Source organism: Acidocella aminolytica 101 = DSM 11237, assembly GCF_900129125.1.
Lineage (GTDB): Bacteria > Pseudomonadota > Alphaproteobacteria > Acetobacterales > Acetobacteraceae > Acidocella > Acidocella aminolytica.
Window position 1 is genome coordinate 64,878 of the sequence record NZ_FQVJ01000008.1, and the last position, 20,499, is coordinate 85,376.

Genomic DNA, 20,499 nt, shown 5'->3' on the forward strand with positions numbered 1-20,499 from the left:
TCGGTTGCGCGATTCGCTCGGCTGGGCCGAGGCAACGTATGACGCCGTGAAGGGGGAATTGATCGACGATGGCGTCGTGATTCCTGGCAGAGGACGGGGCGGCTCGGTGTCGCTCGCCGGCGTCGAAAAGATGGAGGCCGTGCAGGAGGAGCCGCCGGCTCCGGTTCGGGCTTCGGCGGCGCCATCGCGAGCGAACGGTAACGGCAAGGGCGGCGAACTCGGCTTTGAAGGCGAGCTATTCAAGACGGCCGACAAGCTGCGCGGTAACATGGAGCCGTCGGATTACAAGCACGTCGCGCTCGGCCTGATTTTCCTCAAACACATTTCCGACAGTTTCGAAGCCAAGCACTCGGCGCTCCTAGCCGAGCCAGGCGCCGATCCCGAAGATCGCGACGAATACGCCGCCGACAATGTGTTCTGGGTGCCGCCGACGGCGCGCTGGACTCACCTTCAGGCGAACGCAAAGCAGCCCTCGATCGGCAAGATGATCGATGAGGCGATGATCGCCATCGAGAAGGACAACGAGAACCTCAAGGGCGTGTTGCCCAAGGACTATGCTCGGCCAGCGCTCAACGCAGTGATGCTCGGCGAACTGATCGACCTCATCTCCGGTATCGCGCTGGGAGCAGAACGAGGCGAGGCGCGAGACGTGCTCGGCCGCGTCTATGAATACTTTCTTGGTCAGTTCGCGGGATCGGAAGGTAAGCGCGGCGGCGAATTCTACACACCACGTTCGGTCGTGCGGACCATGGTTGAAATGATCGAGCCCTTCAAAGGACGTGTCTACGATCCCTGCTGCGGCTCGGGCGGCATGTTCGTTCAATCCGAACGCTTCGTCGAAGAGCACGGCGGCAGGATGGGCGACATCGCCATCTACGGCCAGGAGTCGAATTATACGACGTGGCGGCTCTGCAAGATGAACCTCGCCGTGCGCGGCATCGACGCCGACATCAAATGGAACAGCGATGGCAGCTTCCATAAGGACGAGCTGCGCGACCTGAAGGCGGATTTCGTTCTCGCTAATCCGCCTTTCAACATCTCCGATTGGGGTGGCGACCGGCTGCGCGAGGATGTGCGCTGGAAATACGGCGCCCCGCCGGCTGGCAACGCCAACTTCGCCTGGGTGCAGCATATCGTCCACCATCTGGCGCCCGCGGGTGTCGCCGGGGTGGTGCTGGCCAACGGCTCGATGTCGTCAACGCAAAACGGCGAGGATGCGATCCGCCGCGCGCTGATTGAGGGCATGGGCGGCGCGCCCGGCGTTGTCGATTGCATGGTGGCGTTGCCTGGCCAGCTCTTCTATTCGACGCAGATTCCCGTCTGCCTATGGTTCCTCGCCAGGGATCGGTCAAACGGCCTTGTCAAAAGTGACAAGTTGCTGGACCGGCGCAGCGAAATCCTATTCATCGACGCGCGCAAGCTCGGCCACATGGTGGACCGCACGCGTAAGGAATTCTCGGACGGCGATATCGAAAAGATCACGCGGGCCTATCATGCGTGGCGCGGTGAAGGGGAAGCCGGCGCGTATGAGGACGTGCCGGGGTTCTGCAAGGCGGCGAGCTTGGAAGAGATCAGGGCTCACAACTATGTACTGACGCCAGGGCGGTATGTCGGCGCGGCGGATGTCGAAGAGGACGACATGCCGTTTGCAGAGAGACTGGCTGCACTGCAAACTAATCTTGAGGAGCAGTTCGAGACTAGTGACAGGCTGAATGCGACTATTCGCCAACAATTGTCCAGGGTAACAGTCGATGGATAGCACCCGACTCGTGACTCTGGGCGATGTTGCTGAACTTTCTGGCGGGTTTGCTTTCAAGAGCGAACAATATGTCGATTTCGGTCGATTTGTCTTGCGTACTGTCAACATTCGAGATGACGCATCGATCACCCGGGATGGTGCCGTATTTATTTCCGAAGACGACGCACGAAATTTCGGGCGATTTGCATTGCAGGAGCACGACACGCTGTTTGTGATGGTAGCGGCTACCTTGGGGAAAATCGGCTATGTGAGGAAAGGCGATCTCCCCGCCCTACTAAATCAAAATATGTGGGTCATTAGGGCAAAACCTGGACGCGTTGACCCAGTCTATCTGCATTACCAATTCAGAGAGCTGTCCAAAATTCCGCTTGCTTGGGTGGGCGGATCAGCCAGGAGTTTTCTGCGTCGCGACGACGTGAGAACCCTCAAATTTATTCTTCCCGATCAAAGAACTCAGGGTTTGATTGGTGAACTCTTAAAAGCACTGGACGATAAGATTGAGTTGAACCGGCGGATGAACGAGACACTGGAGGCGATGGCGCGGGCGATCTTCAAGGATTGGTTCGTCGATTTCGGCCCGACCCGCGCCAAGATGGAAGGCCGTGCGTCCTACCTCGCCCCGGATATCTGGTCCCTCTTCCCCGACCGCCTCGATGACGACGGCAAGCCCGAACGGTGGAGGACCGGAAAGCTGGGCGATGTGGCGAAACAGGTAGGGCAAACGGTAAGCCCGGAAACGCTCGATCCGGAGACGCCCTATATAGGCTTGGAGCACATGCCGCGGCGATCGATTGCTCTTTCTGAATGGGAGGGCGCAGGCAAGGTCACGAGCGGAAAGCTGGCATTTCAAAGGGGCGATTTCCTCTTTGGGAAGCTCCGACCTTATTTTCACAAGGTAGGTATCGCACCCCTCGATGGGATTTGCTCTACCGATATCGTTGTTCTCAACGCCCGTGAACGGAGTGCGGCGGCCTTCGTCCTGGCATGCATTTCCCAGGATGAGTTTGTCGCATTCACCGATAGAACGTCCGATGGCACGAAAATGCCGCGCACAAGCTGGAGCCGTATGGAGCGGTATGGCTTGTGCCTTCCCGATGGAGCGGCGCTCGAAGCGTTCAACGCATTCGCCAATCCAATGCTTGGCCGCATCGTTGCCAATATCCACGAGTCCCGCACTCTAGCCGCCACACGCGACTTGCTGCTTCCAAAGCTTATGTCGGGAGAAGTTCGGGTCAAGGACGCTGAAAAGCTTGTCGGGGAGGCCACATGACGGTTTGGCTGACCCAGGCGGAGGCAGACGCCCTTTTCGCGATGGAGAAGCACCGCGTGGACGAGCAACGCTGGCGCTTGCCCGATACGGGCGGCGGCATCGTCGTGCCGCTTGTCTCGGCAGACAGGGATGAGCCCTTCCATCTCGATATCAGCCGCGGGAGGATCAACCTCGCAAAGGGCAAGATTCAGAACCGCGCCCGAACGACGATGGTTCTGGCGCGGATAGATTTCGGCGGCGCGCCGCATCGCAACCCGGACGACCAAGAAGTCGCCTGCCCGCATGTGCATCTCTATCGTGAGGGGTTTGGTGATCGCTGGGCGTTTCCGATTTCGCCCGAGGTGTTCACGCAGCCGACAGATCACTGGCAGACGCTCGTCGATTTCATGCGGTTCTGCAACATCACCCGTCCGCCCGAATTTGATCGGGGGCTGTTCACATGAGCGAAATCGACCTCCTCATCGATGGCTATTGGCGCTGGCTGCGGGACAAGACCGCGATCAAGCAGTTGAAGGATTGGACCGAGATTACGACGCCCTATCTCGACCGGCACAACGACTACCTCCAGATCTATGCCCGCAAGACCGACAAGGGCTTTGTGCTGACTGATGGCGGCGAGACACTGCTTGATCTGGAACAGTCGGGATGCCTGATGGATAGCCCGAAGAGGCAGGCCATCCTGCGAACGATCCTCAACGGTTTCGGCATCGAACAGCAAGCCACGGAGTTGCAGGTCACGGCGACCAGCGACAACTTTGCGCTGCGCAAACACAATTTGATCCAGGCGATCCTGTCGGTGCACGACATGTTCTTCCTCGCCTCATCGACAATCGAAGCGCTATTCTTCGAGGATGTGGCGGCTTGGCTTGAGAGCGTCGATATCCGATACACGCCGCGCGTCAAGTTCTCGGGCAAGAGTGGCTTCGATCACATGTTCGACTTCGTCATCCCGAAGTCGAAGGTGGCTTCCGAGCGGATCATTCGCGCGATCAATAATCCGAGCCGAAGCACCGCTCAAAACCTGATCATGGCGTGGATCGACACGAAGGACAGCCGCCCGGAAAGCTCCGAACCCTTCGCCTTCCTCAACGATAATGACAAGACCATCGCGGGCAATGTGACCGACGCGCTTCGAAACTACGGGATCACTTCCGTTGCATGGAGCCAGCGCGATCAGTTCCGCGAACGGCTCGTGGCGTAGGGAGGCGGTCGCGATGTCGGCGGACTGGTATCCCGGGATCAAAGCGTTCTGCACTCACTGGCGGCACGCGCCGATGCTGCAACAGACGTTCGAGACGCTTGAACGCGAGTTCGCCGACGAGAACGACGCTTGCATCGACGCGGCCAAAGGCTTTGTGGAATGCGCCTGTCGATTGTTGATCCAGGAATTGGACGATCCGCTGAACCCGATCGACAAGTGGCCCGACAGCCCCATTCGGAACGCTCATCCGAGCTTCAACAATTGGGTCTCGGCGGCCTTTCGTCTGCTTGCTATCGTCGAACGCCGCGATGATCCCTTCAGCAAGGTGATATCGCAGCACTACAACCTGACCGAAGTACTCGGGAAATTCCGTGACGTTGCCGGAACCGTCAGTCATGGAAAGGAAGGCTTGAGCAAGAAGCTTTCCGCCCATCATCGGCGATCAGCGTTGCTCGCAGCGGATGCGATCGTCACCTTCCTTCATGAGGCCTATCTCGAACGCGAGCCCGACCCGGTTCGCACGTTCGAACCCTACGAGCGCTTCGAAGCTTCGAATGCGATCATCGATGAGTTCGCGACGCTGCGGGCGGAACTCGATGAGGAAAGCCTCATCCGCGCGGTTGTCGTCCTTCCCGACGGTGAAGAGGTGCCGCTGGCGATCGAAACGTCTCGCCTGCTCTTCGGAGTGGACCGCGAGGCCTACAAGCTGGTGCTCAATGCTTGTCGTGAAGCCAAGGCCGCTGCGCCTCAAGACGCGGAGGTCGCCTGATGGCTTATCTTTCCGAAGCCGCCATTGAACAGGTGGTGCTCGATCATCTCGGTGGCCTTGGGTACGCGCTCGCTACCGACGCTGAGATCGGCCCTGACGGCAAGGCACCCGAACGCGAGGCCTATGCCGATGTCGTTCTCCTCAAGCGCCTGGCCGCGGCCATCGAAAGGCTGAACCCCACGATCCCGGCTGAGGCGCGCGGTGACGCCCTGCGCAAGGTGCTGGCCACCGAGAAGCCGTCGCTCGTCGAAGAGAACCGCCGCCTTCACAAGCTCATGGTCGAAGGCGTCGATGTCGAATTCTATAGCGAAGACGGCACGATCCGCGGCGACAAGGTTCGCCTGATCGATTTCGACGATCTTGCCGCAAACGACTGGCTGGCGACCGGCCAGTTCACGGTCATCGAGGGCAGCGTCAACCGGCGGCCGGATATCGTCGTTTTCATCAACGGGCTGCCGCTTGGGGTGATCGAGCTGAAAGCGCCAGGCGGCGAGAACGCGACGCTTGCCGGTGCCCACAACCAGCTTCAGACATACAAAGCGCAAATTCCCTCGCTCTTTCGAACGAACGCTGTCCTTGTCACCTCGGATGGCATCACGGCCCGCGTCGGCTCGCTGACCGCCGATCAAGAGCGCTTCATGCCCTGGCGCACCACGGACGGCAAAGTCATTGCTGCGAAGGGCCAGCCGGAACTCAATATCCTGATTGAAGGCGTTTTCGAGCGGCGCCGCCTGCTCGATCTGCTGCACGATTTTACGGTGTTCGGCGAGACAGGTTCGGGCCTCGCGAAAATCATTGCGGGCTATCATCAGTTTCATGCCGTGCGGCACGCCGTAGACAAGACCGTTGAGGCGTCGGCACCCCAGGGGGACCGAAAGGTCGGGGTGATCTGGCACACGCAAGGGTCAGGCAAGAGCCTGCTGATGGCGTTCTATGCCGGGCAGCTTGTGCGGCGAGCTGAGCTTGAGAATCCGACAATCGTCGTCATTACCGACCGCAACGATCTGGACGACCAGCTTTTCGGCACGTTTTCGATGTGCCGCGATCTGATCCGGCAAACGCCCATTCAGGCGGACAGCCGCGAGGATCTGCAATCGGCGCTGAGTCGTGCCTCCGGCGGCGTGATCTTCACGACCATTCAGAAGTTCTCGCCGGCAACCGGCGAAGCAACCTATCCGATGTTGTCGGATCGACGGAACATCGTCGTGATCGCCGACGAAGCCCACCGGAGCCAATATGGCTTCAAGGCGCGGATCGAGCAGAAGACCGGCGAGATCGCCTACGGCTTTGCGAAGTATCTTCGCGACGCCGTTCCGAACGCGTCCTTCATCGGATTCACCGGAACGCCGATCGAAAAGGACGATGTCAACACGCCTGCTGTGTTCGGCGAATACATCGACGTCTACGACATCAGCCGGGCGGTGGAAGACGGCGCCACGGTCCCGATCTACTACGAGAGCCGCCTTGCCCGGATCGAGCTTCCCGACGAGGAGAAGCCTAAAATCGATGCGGAGATCGAGGAGCTGACCGAAGACGAAGCGGTCACAGAACAGGAGAAGATCAAGCGCAAGTGGGCGACCGTCGAAGCGCTGGTCGGCTCCGAGAGGCGGCTGGCGATGGTGGCCGCCGATCTGGTGCGGCACTTCGACGATCGCGTTGCCGCGATGGACGGCAAAGCGATGGTGGTCTGCATGAGCCGCCGAATCTGTGTGGCGCTCTACAACCAGATCATCGCGCTCCGGCCTGATTGGCACAGCGACGACGACGCCGCAGGTGCGGTTAAGGTTGTGATGACTGGCTCGGCTGCTGATCCGCAGGGCTGGCAACCGCATATCGGCACCAAGGCCAGGCGCGATCTTTTAGCGAAGCGCGCCAAAGACCCGAAGGATGCGCTGAGGCTCGTGATCGTCCGGGACATGTGGCTGACCGGGTTCGACGCGCCGTCGATGCACACGATGTATATCGACAAGCCCATGAAGGGCCATGGACTGATGCAGGCCATTGCCCGGGTAAACCGGGTCTTCCGCGACAAACCTGCCGGCCTCGTCGTCGACTACATCGGCATCGCCCAGAACCTCAAGAACGCACTCGGCCAGTATTCTGGTTCCGATCAGCGCCAGGCCGGAATCGATGAGGCCGAAGCGGTCGCAGTGCTGCTTGAGAAGTTCGAGGTCGTGAAGGCGATGTATCACGGCTTCGACTATGCGCGAGGCTTGGCTGGCACGCCGCAAGAACGATTGATCGTGCTTGCCGAAGCGATCGAATGGATTTTGACGCGCCAGCATGAAGCGGCGGCGCGCGAGACCAGCGATGAAGGCAAGCGTCGGGAGAACCGCCGATATCAGGATGCCGTCCTCGCCCTTTCAAAAGCCTTCGCCTTGGCATCGGCGAGCGATGAAGCCCGGGCAATCCGGGATGAAGTAGGTTTCTTTCAAACGGTGCGTGCCGCTCTCGTGAAGTCGGTCGATGGTGCTGGCAACAGCGCGGCCGATCGCGAGTTCGCGATTCAGCAAATCCTCGATCGCGCGGTCGTCTCCACAGAGATTGTGGACATTCTCGCAGCGGCAGGCATTGCGACGCCGGACATCTCAATCCTGTCTGACGAATTCCTCGCCGAGGTTCAGCAGCTCGAGAAGAAAAACCTCGCGCTTGAGGCCTTGCGGAAGCTGTTGAACGATGAAATCCGCTCCCGCAGCAAAACGAACGTGGTCGAGACCAAGCGCTTTTCCGAGCGCCTGGAGGCCGCTATCGCCCGCTACCACACGAACGCAATCAGCACCGTCGAGGTGTTGCAGGAACTGATCGACCTCGCCAAGGAAGTTCGCGCCGCCCGCAAGCGCGGTGAAGATGAAGGGCTGTCGCAGGACGAAATCGCTTTCTATGACGCCTTGGCCGAAAGCGAGAGCGCAGTCGAACTGATGGGCAACGACTCTCTTAAAGTGGTGGCACACGAACTCCTTGTCAGCCTGAAGGGCAGCGTCACCGTGGATTGGTCACACCGCGAGAGCGCTCGTGCTCGAATGCGGGTGCTGGTAAAACGAATCCTTCGCAAACACGGCTATCCACCAGATCTCCAAGATGCCGCTGTGCAAACAGTCCTCCGTCAAGCAGAGGCCCTGTCGGCCAGTTGGGCGGCGTAATCGGATCGCGAAATGGAACTTGCCGTAGGGCTATGATGTAAGCGTAGTTATCGGGTCATGTGTCTGGCGTGGTGACGTGCTCCTATGGACGTGAAGCTGTCAGACGAGGGAGGAAGAAATGGGCTCCACGCCCAATCCGCGCCGCCCCTTCGGGCGGCGCTTTGAAGCCGCCATCTTCATGGCGGATAATAGAAGGCGTCATCTGACGCCCGCGCCTATCGGCATTAATACGAATGGCGATCCTAGGCTTTTGCCTTGAATTTCTTTGTCTGTAGCTCCTTCGCCTGCATCACCGTCAGCACGTGGCTGTAATGTTTCTCGATGTAGGAAATCGACGTCCCCATGTTCTTGGCGAGGATGTGGACCGGGATGCCGGACAGCAGGCATTGCGTGCAATAAAAATGCCGCAGGCTGTAAACCGTCCGCCGCTTGCCCCAGCGGTCGTCGAGCAGCTTCAAGCGCGAGAGGATGCTGGCGAACGTCTTGTTGAAGTTTTCCACTGGCTTGCCGTCATAGCCGCAGAATACCAGATCGCCAGGCTCGATGTGCCGCGAGAGTTGTTTGAGCCGGTCCAGATAGGCTTGCGTCCCTTCACGGCAGACAACGGTGCGCGCGCCGGTCTTGGTCGTGGGGGCGACCTCCACAACGAGTGCGGGTTTGTTCTCGGTGTCCTTTTCTATCCGCAGGTCCTGCCAGCAGAGCTGCCGGGCTTCGTTCGGCCGAAGGCCGGAATTGGCCATGAAGAGAAGGTAGTTGCGCAGAAGCTCGCGCTGATAGCGGTGCATCGCATTCGGGCCGGAGCGGTGCAGCCGGCCGCCCCGCTCTTCCGGGGTTAAAACCAGCCCCTCCTTCACCCACTCACGCAGGTAGGTATAGATCTGTTTCCACTCTGCTTCATCGAAGGACGGTCTGCGCTCCACGCCTTTGGTGTGCTTGACCTTGGTGGCCTTGATCCAGGGTTCGCGTTTGACGAAGCCGATGCGCTTACCCCAGCGGAATATCTGCCGGAGCATCCCGGCCTCCATATCCAGTGTCTTTTGCGCGGGTACGCGGGCGGCATTGGCCGGAATGTCCTCGTCGTCCTCCCATTTCTCAGGATTGTGGTAATTGATGCGCCAATCCCAATATTGCTCGACGAAGGCGTCAGGCATGTCGTTCACGCGGGCTTCCCCGAAGAAAGGGATAAAATATTTCTCCGACATGAACTTGTGCAGCCGCCGGCGATGAACCGACAGGCCGGTTTCATGAGCGCTGTAGAAGCGCTTCCATAGGTCCTTGAATTTGAGATTCCCGGCGATTCTCACATCCACGCCGAGCTTCTGTTCGGCCCGGAGTTCGTAGAACAGGTCCTCAGCCAGGTTGAGGGCGGTGGGAAGGTCGCGGGTCTTGAGGGACCGGATGATGTAGCCGGTGACGCCGGGAATTTTCAGGCGGGCCTGATAGACCTGCTGGTTGGTATCGCCTCGCCGGTACACCATGACGGCCCCATCCCTGAGGCGGTGGGCTTGCTGGTAGAAGCTCTCGACCATGATCCAAACTCCACAATTTCTGTGAAAGTTCTGTGCAAAACGCTAACTGGAAACAGCGTTGGAAACAAGGGTCTGTAAAGCGTCTGTGAATGTGAAAACAGGGGCCTGATATTCATCAAGCCCCTGTTCTAATTGAATAATTTGAAGCCTAAGACTTAGCGCTTGGAGAACTGGAAGGAGCGGCGGGCCTTCGGCTTGCCGTACTTCTTACGCTCGACCATACGCGGGTCACGGGTGAGGAACCCAGCGGCCTTCAGGATGGAGCGCAGTTCCGGCTCGTACAGCGACAGAGCGCGGGAAATGCCGTGGCGCACAGCGCCGGCTTGGCCGGAGAGGCCGCCACCGGTGACGGTGCAATACACGTCGAATTGGTTGTAGCGGTCAGCCACCAAGAAGGGCTGGGTGATCAGCATGCGCAGCACCGGACGGGCGAAATAGACCGGGGCCTTCTTGCCGTTCACGATGATCTCGCCCTTGCCGGGCTTCACCCACACGCGGGCGATGGCGTTCTTACGGCGGCCGGTGGCGTAGGAGCGGCCGAGCGAGTCGCGCTTGGGTTCACGCGTCTGGGGCTGAGCGTCCGGGGTGGCGGTGGTGGTTTCAGCGGCGGCCTGCAGGTCCTTCAGATCAGCGAAGGAATTGGTGGTGGTGGACATGGAATCAGGCCCTCTTGTTCTTGGAGTTCAGCGCGCCGACGTCGAGTGTCTTGGGCTGCTGGGCAGCGTGCGGGTGCTCAGGGCCAACATAGACATACAGGTTCTTCATCTGCTGGCGCTGCAGCGGACCACGGGTGATCATACGTTCAACCGCCTTCTCGACCACGCTCTCCGGGTTCTTGCCAGCCAGACGTTCCTTGATGGAACGGCCCTTGATGCCGCCAGCGAAGCCAGTGTGGTAGTAGAACACGGAATCTTCCGCCTTCTTGCCGGTCACTTTCACCTTGTCGGCGTTGATGATGATGATGTTGTCACCGCAATCAACGTGGGGGGTAAAGGTGGCCTTGTGCTTGCCGCGTAGGCGGCTAGCTACGATAGCCGCGAGGCGGCCCAGGATCAGCCCTTCGGCGTCAATCAGGACCCAGTCCTTCTTCACGTCCGCGGGTTTGATGGAAATCGTCGTTTTCATATTCTCACCCAAAAACTAGTAGCGGGCTTATGAGCAAAAGCGCGGTTGGGGTCAAGAGGTTCGGGTTGTGGTAATTTAATACCACACATTCCGCGCGGGTGCGGATACCAAGAAAAATCGGGGTTTTTTCCACACCTCGGAGAAAAGGAAAGCCGCCTTTGGAGAAAAAGGCGGCTTTGGCTTAGTCGAGCCTCGGTTCCGTCCGGCGTGGACGGGGTGGGACGGCGGGGCGTTCACGCTGGGCGGAAGACTCGCGCCCCGTGACGCCGCGCGGCTGCGAGGTGGGGATTGGCGGGCGGGCAGGTGGTTCTTCCACCGGAGCCTGGGCCGCGCGGCTGCGTTTGAGCTGGCCGAAATGCGGCACATCGTCATACGGGTCCATGCTGCGGGCGGCGACGGGCAGGGCACCGGCGGCGCGCAATTGCATGACCCGTAATTCCTCATGCAGGTCTTCCAGTTCGCCTTCTATGGCTTCCAGCCTTGCCTTCACCCCAAAAACGCTGAACGGCACCACCAAAAAAGCGAGGAACCAGAGCAGCGCCGGCACGGCAAGTGCCAGAAACAGCCAGCCCGGCATCCAGTCCGGCAAGGTGAGAGGCAAGGACATTGGCATAAGCTCCTTATAGCGGATTAGTGCCGGAAATGCCGCATATTTGTGAAGACCATGGCGATTCCGGCCTTGTTGGCGGCCTCGATCACCTCTTTATCACGGATTGAGCCGCCGGGCTGGATCACGCAGGAGGCCCCGGCCGCGATGGCGGCTTCAAGCCCATCAGCGAAGGGGAAGAACGCATCGGACGCCACGGCGCAGCCGGTGAAGTCCAGCTTGGCCTCCTTACCGCGCCAGGCGGCGATGCGGGCGGAATCCACGCGGTTCATCTGCCCGGCGCCAACGCCGATGGTGGCGCGGTTCTTGGTATAGACAATGGCGTTGGACTTCACATGCTTGGCCACACGGAAGGCGAACAGCATGTCCTCCAGCTCCGCTGCGGTGGGCGCGCGCTGGGTGACGATCTTGAGCGCCTCGGCGGTGACGCGCCCAGCATCGCGGTTTTGCACCAGGAAGCCGCCCGCGAGGGATTTGAAGGTCATGCCTTCCTGGGTCGGGCTGGGCACGCCGCCGGTGGTAAGCAGGCGGAGGTTCTTTTTGGCGGCGAGCACCTGCTTGGCGCCCTCAGTCGCGTCCGGCGCGATGATCACCTCGGTGAAGATGGTGACGATCTTGGTGGCGGTTTCCTCATCCAGCGTGCGGTTGAGCGCCACAATGCCGCCGAAGGCGGAAACCGGGTCGCAGGCCAGCGCCAGATCCCAGGCGGCGGCGGTGCTGGTGCCGGTGGCAACACCGCAAGGGTTGGCGTGCTTGACGATCACTACAGCCGGTTCATCGAACTCGGCCACGCACTCAAAAGCGGCGTCGGTGTCGTTATAGTTGTTGTAGGAGAGCTCCTTGCCCTGATGCTGGGTGGCGGTGGCCACGCCAAAGCGCGCAGGGGAGGAGGTATAGAACGCGGCCGACTGGTGCGGGTTTTCGCCGTAGCGCAGCTCCTGCTTCTTGGCGCCGGAGAATGAGAAGCGGTCCGGGTAGCTCTCGCCAAGCTGGGCGGCGAACCAGCTGGAGATGGCGGAATCATAAGCTGCGGTGCGGGCATAAGCAGCGGCGGCCAGGCTGCGGCGGGTGGACAGGGTGGTGCCGCCATGGGCGTCGATTTCTTCCAGAACCCGCGCGTAGTGGGACGGCTCGGTCAGAACGGTGACGCCTTCATGGTTCTTCGCGGCGGAACGGATCATGGCCGGGCCGCCAATGTCGATATTCTCGATGCAGTCATCAAATTCAGCGTTGCGGGCCACGGTGGCCTCGAACGGGTAGAGATTGACCGCCACGAGGTCGATGGGCGCGATGCCGTGCTCGGCCATCTGGGCGATATGGCTGGGGTCGTGCCGCTTGCCGAGAATGCCGCCATGTACCTGCGGTACAAGGGTTTTTACACGACCGTCCAGAATTTCAGGGAAACCGGTATGTTCCGACACTTCGGTTACGGCGATTCCGGCCTCGCGCAGCATCTTGGCCGAGCCGCCGGTGGAGAGAATCTTGGTGCCCCTGGCGGCCAGCGCCTTCGCGAACTCAACGAGTCCGGATTTATCGGACACGGAAATCAGGGCGGTGCGGATGGGAACAATATCTGACACGAGGCGGCTCCGTTAAATACGACGTTGCTATGCCCAGGCGCGCGGCAGTTTCCCTCACGCTCCCCGATGGTGACCATCTGAGCGCCAGTTACGTGAAGGCGCGCGCGGTTTGGCATGGGCCATAAGCGGATGCAAGCTGAACAGCGGAAGGAAAAAAGCGGGCATGTCTGAATTTTAAAACACATTAACTGTGGCAAATTTATCGCAGTGTAAGCAAATATTGCGCTATACTGAAGTCACGGTCACGCTAAGATGCTGATTATCTGGGTTTAGGAGGTTGTTAAAATGCGCAGGCTGACAGGAATGGCTGAGGCGCGGCAGAGCATCCTGATGTTTGGTATAGCCGGGCTGGCTTGCCTGGGCGGCTGCACGCCCCCCCAAGTCAGCGCCAAGACGGCTTACGAGCCGATTCAGCCAGCAGCTTTTACGGTGCATACACCGATCGACCGGATTGCCGCCAATGAACGGGGCAAGGCCGTGCTGGACCGTGACGTGCCGGGGGTGATGAACAACCCGCATTATGAACTGTTTTGCGCGATGAGCTTGTCGCAGCTTGCTTCGCTGTCTGGCGGGAAGCTGACGAAGGAGAAGCTGGACCAAGTGAATGAGGATCTGGCCGAGTTGTCGCCCTCTCAATAAGTTTCAACTGGCGGGGACGGGTTGCGCCGCCACGGCGGAGATGGCGTTGGCGGGGGAGCCCTTGAGCACCTTGGTGCTGGTAAGAACATAAATCACCGTGTCGCGCTTGTTATCGACAATGCGGGTGAGGATGAAATGTTTGAAGAATAAAGAGGCTGAAATGGAGCCGATTTGTTCCTGGTGCGGCAGATCAGCGGGCAGAACCACCGGGCCGCGGGCGATGCAGTTGAGTGAAAATTCACTGGGGCTGGTGGCAAGCCCCGCGCTGCCCGCAATGCCGCCAGTATGGGCGGAGGCGGCGTAGCAGGAAATATTCGGGATTTTCGGGTCGTCGAAACGTTCCACCACCACTTTGTCATTCGGGCCGAGCAGGCGGAAATTTGTGCTGATCGCGCCGATTTCCTTTTTGTCCCCTTGATTAGGGGTCACCAGCCAGAAAAACAGGAAAGCAATGACGCCAAGCCCGGCCAGCGTGGCGAGGGCCATCCAGAGGAATTTTTTCATGGCTGATCCTTTCGTAGCGTTTCGTAAATGTCCAGCGTGCTCTGGCAGACGATCGCGTCTGAGAAACTCTGTTCGATCCGTGCCCGGCCCGCGGCACCGAAGCGGGCGCGCAAGGCGGGGTCGTTGATTAATGTTTCCAACGCGTCCGCCAGGGCTTGCGGGGTGCGGGGCGGGACGAGAAAGCCGGTTTCATTATTCACCACGGCCTCGCGGCAGCCGGGAATGTCCGTGGCCACCACGGGCAGGCCGGCGGACATTGCCTCCAGAACCGCTTTCGGCAGGCCTTCGCGGTAGGTAGAGGGCAGGGTGAAGATGTGTGTTTGGCGCAGCAGCCCGGCTATGTCCTTCACCGGGCCGAGCCATTTGATGACCCCTTCGGCTTCCCAGTCTTTCAGTTCGGCTTCCGTGACAGGGTTATGGTTGGAAAGGTCCGGCGCGCCCGCGAGGCAGAACTCCGCCTGGCCCTTGAGACGCCGTGCCGCCGAGACGAAATCAGGGATGCCTTTTTCCTGGATCATGCGCGCCGCCAGCACAATCCGCACCGGGCCGTCCGGTGCGGGGGTGGGGGCGAAGCGGGTGACATCCACCCCCGCACCGCGAATGAGCCGGGTACGCGCCCGCTCAACCATGCCGCCTTCGACCATGGCATTGAGATCGTCCGGATTCTCGAAGATGGCGATGCCGCGCCGGGGACTCATGGTCAGGCGCAGCCCGTATTTGACCAGTGGCTTCAGCAGCTTGGCCAACAGCTTGTCCGAGGAAAAGACAAAGCCGAGCCCCACCGGCGCGTTGACAACGGCGGGCACGCGCGCCAGCCGGGCAGCAATGCCACCGAAGATAATCGGCTTCAGCGCCACATGATGCACCATGTCCGGCTGCAGGCGCTTGTAAAGTCGCGCCAGCCAGAAGGAGAAGGCAAGCTCGGCAAACGGGTTGAGGCGTTTACGGTCCAGATTGGCGGGGATGAACTCGATGCCCGAGGCTTCGATCTCGCGCGCCGCCGCACTTTGGCGCGAGACCAGAATAACCCGCCATCCCGCCGCCCGCGCCGCCATCCCGCGTGCCCAGAAATGCGAGGCGAAGAACCAGTCCTCCATCAGCAGGAAGATGAGGGTGGGGCGCTTGTCTGACATGCGGCGCGTTTAAGCCATGCGCCGGGTCAGGGAAAGACGAGGGTGGATTAGACGTCGTTGATGCCTGCGCGCTTCGCCTGCCAGCGCCAGGCATCACGGCACATATCCTCGACATTGAGCGCCGCCTGCCAGCCGAAAAGCTGTGCGGCCAAAGCGGGGTTGGCGTAGTAGCTAGCGACATCACCTGGGCGGCGGGGGGTGATGTTGACGGGGATCTCGCGGCCCGTAGCGGTTTCAAAGGCTTTGACCAGCTCCAGCACCGTGGTGCCGTTGCCGGTGCCGAGATTGACGGTGACGGACACGTCGTTGGCGTGGATATGCTCTACCGCCAGGGCGTGGGCCTCGGCCAGATCCATGACGTGAATGTAGTCGCGTTCGCCGGTGCCGTCGCGGGTGGGATAGTCGTTGCCGAACACGTTGAGGTGCGGGCGCTCGCCGGTGGCCACCTGGGTGACGTAAGGCATGAGATTATTCGGCACGCCGCGCGGGGTTTCTCCAATGAGGGCGGAAGGGTGCGCGCCGACCGGGTTGAAATAGCGCAGATTGGCCGCCCCTTTCAGCTTGCCCGTGCGGGCGAGGTCGCGAATCAGGTCTTCCATCACCAGCTTGGTGCGGCCGTAAATATTTTCGACGCGGGTGGGGGCGTCCTCCAAGATAGGTGTGGAATCCGGCTGGCCGTAAACTGTGGCGGAGGAGGAGAACACGATACGGTTCACCCCCGCCGCCTGCATGGCTTGCAGCAGGCGGATCGTGCCGATGATGTTCATGTCGTAATAAAGCAGCGGGTCGACTTCTGATTCGCCCACGGCCTTCAGCGCCGCGAAATGGATCACGGCCTCAACCGGGTGCGCCTTTAGGGCGGCGGTGACGGTTTCGGTGTCGCGGATATCAGCCTCGATCACCGTCATGTCCTGGCCGGTGAGCTGCTTCAGGCGGGCGGGCACGTCCCGCTCGGCATTGGCGAAATTGTCGAGAATCATGATCTCGTGGCCGCGTTGGGCCAGTACGGCAGCGGTGTGGGAGCCGATATAACCGGCGCCGCCGGTTAGCAGAATACGCATGGGATCAGGCCTTTGTGATGGTCCATTTAATATGTTGCGGCCCGTCCTGATGGCCGGGCAGCACGATCTGTTCCGCCCGCCGCGGCTCGGACTGGCCAAAATAGACGCTGTCTTCCAGGCGGAGGGCAGCGCCTTCGGCTTTCAGCCGGAAGCCAAGGCCGGAGGGGGTGCGTAGCAGCACGGTTTCCTCATCCTGCGCCAGGCTGGCGATGACGTTGGGATGCAGATGAAAGCGGATGACGAAGGGCTGCGGGGTTTCTGATTCGATTAGGTCTTCGCCTTGCAGTTCCTCACCATTTTCAGACAGGCCCAGCCGGCGGTGATGGATGGCGCCAAAAAGCGGGCTCCAGCCATCGTGATTAGCCTCTATCCAGCCAATGCCGCCCGCGTCCTGCCGGGTGACATTCACGTTTAGTGGGCGGCGGGCGAGGCCGGTTTCCTTGATTTCCGATGAGGAGGTGTCGGCGATGACCAGGGTGGAGTGGGCGGCGGTGGCGCGCAGGGCGGCGGACCAGTCCCCCGCCAAAGCCGGGGCGGCGCCGCAATTCACGATCAGGCGGTCTTTGCCGAAGGAGAACTCAAACCCCAACGTGCCAGCATGGGCGAAACGGTCTAGCCCTGGCGCGGTGGGGGCCCCGGCATCCATGAACAAGGTGGATTTACCGGCCGCGATGCGGAACAGTCCGCAGGCTTTCAGGTGAGACAACGTGCCGCGCGCCCGCCCGGCTTGGGCCAGCACGAGGTCAACAAGGGTGGCCAACTCCTCCTTGGAGCCGTTGAATAGGGTGAGTCCGCCATCCCCATGACGCAGCGCCCGCATGGCGGAGGCGGCATGTTCGATGGTGGTGACCAGTTCCGTGGGCGGTGCCTTGCCGCCCGCCTGCATTAAAGCCCGGATTTCCGTGAGGTCTTGCAACGCCAGCAGATGCGCGGCGGGACTGCGCTCGATATGGCAGCCATCGGCATGGAATTGCCGGGCCAACTCCGGCACCAGGAATTTTACCGTGCGCGGTAGGTGCTGCACATGCTCAGGCATGGCGATGGAGGCGGCGGTGAGCCCCTTGAGCGCGGTGAGGGCGCGGCCATCGAGAAACTCAGCAGGCAAGGCGGCGGAGAGCAGGCGGGCATCCTGCACCAGCTTGCCCATGAGCGCCTGACGGAATTCATCATCCGCCGAGGCGGCGAAGAAATCATAATGGCCGAGCCAGGAGGCCAGCCGGGCGCCCGCGACATGTGACGCGTGGGTGATCGGCTCCGGCTTGGGGGTGTCCATGTAGTCCAGCACCAGGGTGCGGGCGCGGGAGCGCGCGGCGTCCGTGCCCAGGGCGCGTAGGTCGCGTAGCCAAGTGAAGCCGTGCAGATGCGCCCTCAGCAGCCGTGTGGCGCCGGGGGCGGCGGCGAAAATATCTTGATGCAGGGGCAGGACGGCGCCGCCAAATTCCAGTTCAGCCTTGACCAGCCGCGCGCCGCGGGCGGGGTCACCGGGCCAGGGGTCGCGCAGCGACAGGGCAGGCGCATCAGGCCCGGTGGTGGGGCGCAGGTTTTGCAGCCTGGTGAACCAGGCCCGGGCCTGACGCCTAAAGCCGTTAGGGGAGGGCGGGCCTTCGCTCATCCGCCAGGGCTGTGAAAGGTTTCAGGCGGCAGAGGCGGGGCGGCTTCGCGGATGGCGGTGATGGCCTCGGCGTAGTCCGGCGCGCCATAAACTGCCGTGCCAGCGATAAGGCAGGTGGCACCCGCGGCCAGAACGGCGGGGGCGGTTTTGGCGGTGATGCCGCCATCAATCTGGAGAACGATATCCCTGCCCGACTCGTCGATGAGCGTTCGCAGCGCCGAGATTTTGGAAAGCTGGGAGGACAGGAAAGCCTGCCCGCCAAAGCCTGGATTGACGGTCATGACCATGATCAGGTCAGTCAGGTCCAGTACGTTTACCACGGCTTCAATGGGGGTGGCGGGGTTCAGCACCACCCCGGCTTTTTTACCGAGGGAGCGGATGAGTTGCAGCGTGCGGTGCAGATGCGGCCCGGCTTCCGGGTGGACGGAAATATGATCCGCCCCAGCCTCGGCAAAGGCGGTGACGTACGGGTCCGCCGGGGCGATCATTAAATGCACGTCCAGCGGCATTTTGGTGTGCGGGCGCAGCGCCTTCACCACCAGCGGGCCAAATGTGATGTTGGGGACGAAATGCCCGTCCATAACATCCAGATGCAGCCAGTCCGCTCCGGCCTGTTCAACGGCAATAACTTCCTCCTTCAGCCGGGCGAAATCCGCGGCGAGGAGGGATGGGGCGATGAGCGGTCGAGTCGGGGAGGTGATCATGGTAGTTATTTGTACCCGCCAGGGCGCGGCGGAGACAAGCGGGCTGGTTGATCGCGATACCAGAGCAGGGCATCTAACGGCGCCATGAGCAGTTAAGTCAGTGTGGAAGAGGAAAAGCCGGAAGTCTGTTTAGGGCTTATTTTTGCATTTCCATTATAGCCGTATTTTATCTGTGGCGTTTAGTGGCGACTTATGTAACTTACGTCATTTATTTGCCGCCTTGGCGGGGCGTGTCGGCTAATGTCCTGATTCGGAAGTTGTCTGCATTTTAGGCATTTCGTGTAATGGATTGCAGGCAGAATCGTTGAATTGAGGCCGAGGATATCGTCGGCGCTCTTGGTCCATCTGAACGGCTTTGGATCGGCATTGTTGGTATCGATATAGGTGGTGATGGCGCGTTCGGGTTCGGTGACAGACCGGAACACACCGCGCCCGATGGCCCGATCTGTCAGCAAGGCGAAGAAACGCTCGACCTGATTGATCCATGACGCCGAGGTCGGTGTGTAGTGAACATGCCAGCGTGGCCGCTTGACGAACCAGTTGCGGATCAGCTTTGTTTTGTGTGTGCCGTAATTGTCCATGACAACATGGATGTCGAGATCGGCGGGCACGTTGCGCTCGACCTCGTCGAGGAAACTTGCGGAAATCTTGTGAGCGATGGCGGGGCATGCATTTGCCGATAATGGTCCCCGCCTTTACCTCTAGCGCGGCAAACAGCGAGGTGGTTACGCGCCGCTTATAGTCGTGGGGGTGCCGCTCGGGCTGGCCGGGCCGCATCGGTAGTAAGGGCTGTGTGCTCTCACCCTTCGTGGCGCGGGTGATCATCGCCAATCCGCTGCTGGTGAAGGCGATCGTCCATGCGCACGTGAGATTGACGCGCGCACTCTGGCAAGCTTGCATGCGGTAGGGTTGTTACCAGAGATCTGGACGCCAGACCCGGCGACTGAGCGCATTCGCAGCCTAGTGGCGCGGCGCTACCAAGTTGTCCGGCACCGGACGCGGATCAAGAACGAGGTACATTCCATCCTTCACGTCCACCTGATCCCGAAATGTCCGCATGCTGACCTGTTCAACGCCCGTGGCAGGGATTGGCTGGCCCGCCAGCCGGTGCCTGCCGATGAACGCGCCGCCATTGAGCGCCATGCTGGTCGAGGCGACCTGGGCAGCAGCCAAGGCGCCGGGGCCGCTACACACGTTCTTCGTGCGCACTTCATGCGCATCCGCGCCAAGCGCGGCCTGCAAATCGCGGCGGTCGCGCTGGCACGAAAGCTGACGGTCCTTTGCTGGCGTCTCCTCACGAAGGAGGAGGACTATCTTTGGGCCCTGTCTGCGCTGGTGACCAACAAGATGCGCACCATGGAACTCCAGGCTGGCCTACCCCAAAGGAAGGACAACCGGAGAGGGGCGAGCTATGCTTGCAACGTCAAGGAACTGCGGGATCGGGAACGGCAACTGGCCGAACAGGCGGAATGTAGCTACGAACACCTTATAGAAAATTGGAAAACACAACGACCGCGGAACACGGTGCGCGAGCGCCTCAATCCGGCAGGGCGTGATTAGGCAACCTGGCGGCGCTCTCAGCCGACGCGCCGCTCTTCGCCACGAGGTCACTCGCGCGGAACAAAAATAACACAAAAGCCAGCGAAAACGCTTGTCAATCTTACCCGTAAGCCCAGCGGTAGGATTTACAGTGAGTTATCTTCTGAGATCAATCGGAGTTTCAGTTCAGGTTGCCTCAGCTTGCCAGGATCTTATCAGTTTGCTGTTGCTCATCGTGGTTTGGCGGATTTGGGCGGACCAGCGTTTGAGGTCCATGCCGCGGATGATTTTCACGGTCAGCTTGGCCGGTCTTTCCGTGACCATGAA

At 60.7% G+C, this 20,499-nt stretch carries 19 protein-coding genes, 1 pseudogene and 1 riboswitch; of the genes and pseudogenes, 8 read left to right on the forward strand and 12 right to left on the reverse strand.

Annotated elements, in window-relative coordinates:
* Window positions 1-130: 130 nt before the first annotated feature.
* Genes BUB54_RS06185 through BUB54_RS06210 form a run of 6 tightly spaced genes read left to right on the forward strand, consistent with a single transcriptional unit; the run spans window position 131 to window position 8,139 of the window.
* Complete coding sequence (locus tag BUB54_RS06185; protein WP_048877285.1) at window positions 131-1,759, forward strand: class I SAM-dependent DNA methyltransferase; 1,629 nt, start codon at window positions 131-133, stop codon at window positions 1,757-1,759.
* Complete coding sequence (locus tag BUB54_RS06190) at window positions 1,752-3,029, forward strand: restriction endonuclease subunit S (RefSeq protein ID WP_052948265.1); 1,278 nt, start codon at window positions 1,752-1,754, stop codon at window positions 3,027-3,029. The genes BUB54_RS06185 and BUB54_RS06190 overlap by 8 nt, the downstream gene beginning before the upstream one ends.
* Complete coding sequence (locus BUB54_RS06195; protein ID WP_048877260.1) at window positions 3,026-3,472, forward strand: DUF6978 family protein; 447 nt, start codon at window positions 3,026-3,028, stop codon at window positions 3,470-3,472. Before BUB54_RS06190 ends, BUB54_RS06195 begins: the two co-directional genes overlap by 4 nt.
* The gene (locus BUB54_RS06200; RefSeq protein ID WP_048877261.1) at window positions 3,469-4,230 is read left to right on the forward strand and encodes a DUF1829 domain-containing protein; all 762 of its coding nucleotides are present in this window, start codon (window positions 3,469-3,471) and stop codon (window positions 4,228-4,230) included. Before BUB54_RS06195 ends, BUB54_RS06200 begins: the two co-directional genes overlap by 4 nt.
* 13 nt (window positions 4,231-4,243) lie before the next feature.
* Window positions 4,244-4,999, forward strand: coding sequence for an abortive infection family protein (locus BUB54_RS06205; protein ID WP_048877262.1), 756 nt, complete (start codon window positions 4,244-4,246; stop codon window positions 4,997-4,999).
* Window positions 4,999-8,139, forward strand: coding sequence for a type I restriction endonuclease subunit R (locus tag BUB54_RS06210; protein WP_048877263.1), 3,141 nt, complete (start codon window positions 4,999-5,001; stop codon window positions 8,137-8,139). The genes BUB54_RS06205 and BUB54_RS06210 overlap by 1 nt, the downstream gene beginning before the upstream one ends.
* 242 nt (window positions 8,140-8,381) lie before the next feature.
* Here the strand turns inward: BUB54_RS06210 and BUB54_RS06215 are convergent, their stop codons facing one another.
* The 5 genes from BUB54_RS06215 to purH form a co-directional block, all read right to left on the reverse strand.
* Window positions 8,382-9,668: a tyrosine-type recombinase/integrase gene (locus tag BUB54_RS06215; RefSeq protein WP_048877264.1), complete on the reverse strand. Its 1,287-nt coding sequence runs from the start codon at window positions 9,666-9,668 to the stop codon at window positions 8,382-8,384.
* A gap of 155 nt (window positions 9,669-9,823) precedes the next feature.
* On the reverse strand, window positions 9,824-10,324 hold the full coding sequence (gene rpsI, locus BUB54_RS06220; protein WP_048877265.1) for a 30S ribosomal protein S9: 501 nt from the start codon (window positions 10,322-10,324) through the stop codon (window positions 9,824-9,826).
* 4 nt (window positions 10,325-10,328) lie between these two features.
* Window positions 10,329-10,793 carry a 50S ribosomal protein L13 gene (gene rplM, locus BUB54_RS06225; protein ID WP_048877266.1) on the reverse strand — a complete coding sequence of 155 codons (465 nt, stop codon included), beginning with the start codon at window positions 10,791-10,793 and terminating at the stop codon, window positions 10,329-10,331.
* Window positions 10,794-10,974: 181 nt separating this feature from the next.
* Window positions 10,975-11,400: a hypothetical protein gene (locus BUB54_RS06230; protein WP_052948266.1), complete on the reverse strand. Its 426-nt coding sequence runs from the start codon at window positions 11,398-11,400 to the stop codon at window positions 10,975-10,977.
* 23 nt (window positions 11,401-11,423) lie between these two features.
* Window positions 11,424-12,980, reverse strand: coding sequence for a bifunctional phosphoribosylaminoimidazolecarboxamide formyltransferase/IMP cyclohydrolase (purH, locus tag BUB54_RS06235; RefSeq protein ID WP_048877267.1), 1,557 nt, complete (start codon window positions 12,978-12,980; stop codon window positions 11,424-11,426).
* A 24-nt stretch (window positions 12,981-13,004) separates the two neighbouring features.
* Window positions 13,005-13,082, reverse strand: a riboswitch (ZMP/ZTP riboswitch).
* Between the two features lie 183 nt (window positions 13,083-13,265).
* Here purH and BUB54_RS06240 point away from each other — a divergent pair.
* Complete coding sequence (locus BUB54_RS06240; protein ID WP_241869283.1) at window positions 13,266-13,619, forward strand: hypothetical protein; 354 nt, start codon at window positions 13,266-13,268, stop codon at window positions 13,617-13,619.
* Window positions 13,620-13,622: 3 nt separating this feature from the next.
* Here BUB54_RS06240 and BUB54_RS06245 read toward each other — a convergent pair whose 3' ends face one another.
* From BUB54_RS06245 to BUB54_RS21095, 7 genes and pseudogenes are all read right to left on the reverse strand, one after another.
* A complete protein-coding gene (locus tag BUB54_RS06245; protein WP_082075552.1) occupies window positions 13,623-14,123 on the reverse strand; it encodes a CreA family protein in 501 nt (166 codons plus the stop codon).
* Window positions 14,120-15,256 (reverse strand): glycosyltransferase family 4 protein, encoded by a 1,137-nt coding sequence (locus BUB54_RS06250; protein ID WP_048877269.1) that lies wholly within the window; start codon window positions 15,254-15,256, stop codon window positions 14,120-14,122. The genes BUB54_RS06245 and BUB54_RS06250 overlap by 4 nt, the downstream gene beginning before the upstream one ends.
* 47 nt (window positions 15,257-15,303) lie before the next feature.
* Entirely contained in the window at window positions 15,304-16,317 is a 1,014-nt protein-coding gene (gene galE, locus BUB54_RS06255; RefSeq protein WP_048877270.1) for a UDP-glucose 4-epimerase GalE, read from the reverse strand.
* 4 nt (window positions 16,318-16,321) lie between these two features.
* The gene (locus BUB54_RS06260) at window positions 16,322-17,929 is read right to left on the reverse strand and encodes a heparinase II/III family protein (protein ID WP_048877271.1); all 1,608 of its coding nucleotides are present in this window, start codon (window positions 17,927-17,929) and stop codon (window positions 16,322-16,324) included.
* Window positions 17,926-18,633 carry a ribulose-phosphate 3-epimerase gene (gene rpe / locus BUB54_RS06265; RefSeq protein WP_048877272.1) on the reverse strand — a complete coding sequence of 236 codons (708 nt, stop codon included), beginning with the start codon at window positions 18,631-18,633 and terminating at the stop codon, window positions 17,926-17,928. The genes BUB54_RS06260 and rpe overlap by 4 nt, the downstream gene beginning before the upstream one ends.
* A gap of 268 nt (window positions 18,634-18,901) precedes the next feature.
* A pseudogene (locus tag BUB54_RS06270) lies at window positions 18,902-19,428 on the reverse strand (IS630 family transposase); the annotation flags it as partial.
* Window positions 19,429-19,593: 165 nt separating this feature from the next.
* Entirely contained in the window at window positions 19,594-19,827 is a 234-nt protein-coding gene (locus BUB54_RS21095) for a hypothetical protein (protein ID WP_217652446.1), read from the reverse strand.
* A gap of 18 nt (window positions 19,828-19,845) precedes the next feature.
* Between BUB54_RS21095 and BUB54_RS21100 the strand changes: the two genes are divergently transcribed.
* Window positions 19,846-20,193 (forward strand): hypothetical protein, encoded by a 348-nt coding sequence (locus BUB54_RS21100; RefSeq protein WP_052948439.1) that lies wholly within the window; start codon window positions 19,846-19,848, stop codon window positions 20,191-20,193.
* Window positions 20,194-20,499: the final 306 nt, after the last annotated feature.

Coding starts and splice junctions, on each gene's coding strand:
- BUB54_RS06185 (WP_048877285.1), top strand. CDS start 131: ATGGAGGCCGTGCAGGAGGAGCCGCCGGCTCCGGTTCGGGCTTCGGCG.
- BUB54_RS06190 (WP_052948265.1), top strand. CDS start 1,752: ATGGATAGCACCCGACTCGTGACTCTGGGCGATGTTGCTGAACTTTCT.
- BUB54_RS06195 (WP_048877260.1), top strand. CDS start 3,026: ATGACGGTTTGGCTGACCCAGGCGGAGGCAGACGCCCTTTTCGCGATG.
- BUB54_RS06200 (WP_048877261.1), top strand. CDS start 3,469: ATGAGCGAAATCGACCTCCTCATCGATGGCTATTGGCGCTGGCTGCGG.
- BUB54_RS06205 (WP_048877262.1), top strand. CDS start 4,244: ATGTCGGCGGACTGGTATCCCGGGATCAAAGCGTTCTGCACTCACTGG.
- BUB54_RS06210 (WP_048877263.1), top strand. CDS start 4,999: ATGGCTTATCTTTCCGAAGCCGCCATTGAACAGGTGGTGCTCGATCAT.
- BUB54_RS06215 (WP_048877264.1), bottom strand. CDS start 9,668: ATGGTCGAGAGCTTCTACCAGCAAGCCCACCGCCTCAGGGATGGGGCC.
- rpsI (WP_048877265.1), bottom strand. CDS start 10,324: ATGTCCACCACCACCAATTCCTTCGCTGATCTGAAGGACCTGCAGGCC.
- rplM (WP_048877266.1), bottom strand. CDS start 10,793: ATGAAAACGACGATTTCCATCAAACCCGCGGACGTGAAGAAGGACTGG.
- BUB54_RS06230 (WP_052948266.1), bottom strand. CDS start 11,400: ATGTCCTTGCCTCTCACCTTGCCGGACTGGATGCCGGGCTGGCTGTTT.
- BUB54_RS06240 (WP_241869283.1), top strand. CDS start 13,266: ATGCGCAGGCTGACAGGAATGGCTGAGGCGCGGCAGAGCATCCTGATG.
- BUB54_RS06245 (WP_082075552.1), bottom strand. CDS start 14,123: ATGAAAAAATTCCTCTGGATGGCCCTCGCCACGCTGGCCGGGCTTGGC.
- BUB54_RS06250 (WP_048877269.1), bottom strand. CDS start 15,256: ATGTCAGACAAGCGCCCCACCCTCATCTTCCTGCTGATGGAGGACTGG.
- galE (WP_048877270.1), bottom strand. CDS start 16,317: ATGCGTATTCTGCTAACCGGCGGCGCCGGTTATATCGGCTCCCACACC.
- BUB54_RS06260 (WP_048877271.1), bottom strand. CDS start 17,929: ATGAGCGAAGGCCCGCCCTCCCCTAACGGCTTTAGGCGTCAGGCCCGG.
- rpe (WP_048877272.1), bottom strand. CDS start 18,633: ATGATCACCTCCCCGACTCGACCGCTCATCGCCCCATCCCTCCTCGCC.
- BUB54_RS21100 (WP_052948439.1), top strand. CDS start 19,846: ATGCGCATCCGCGCCAAGCGCGGCCTGCAAATCGCGGCGGTCGCGCTG.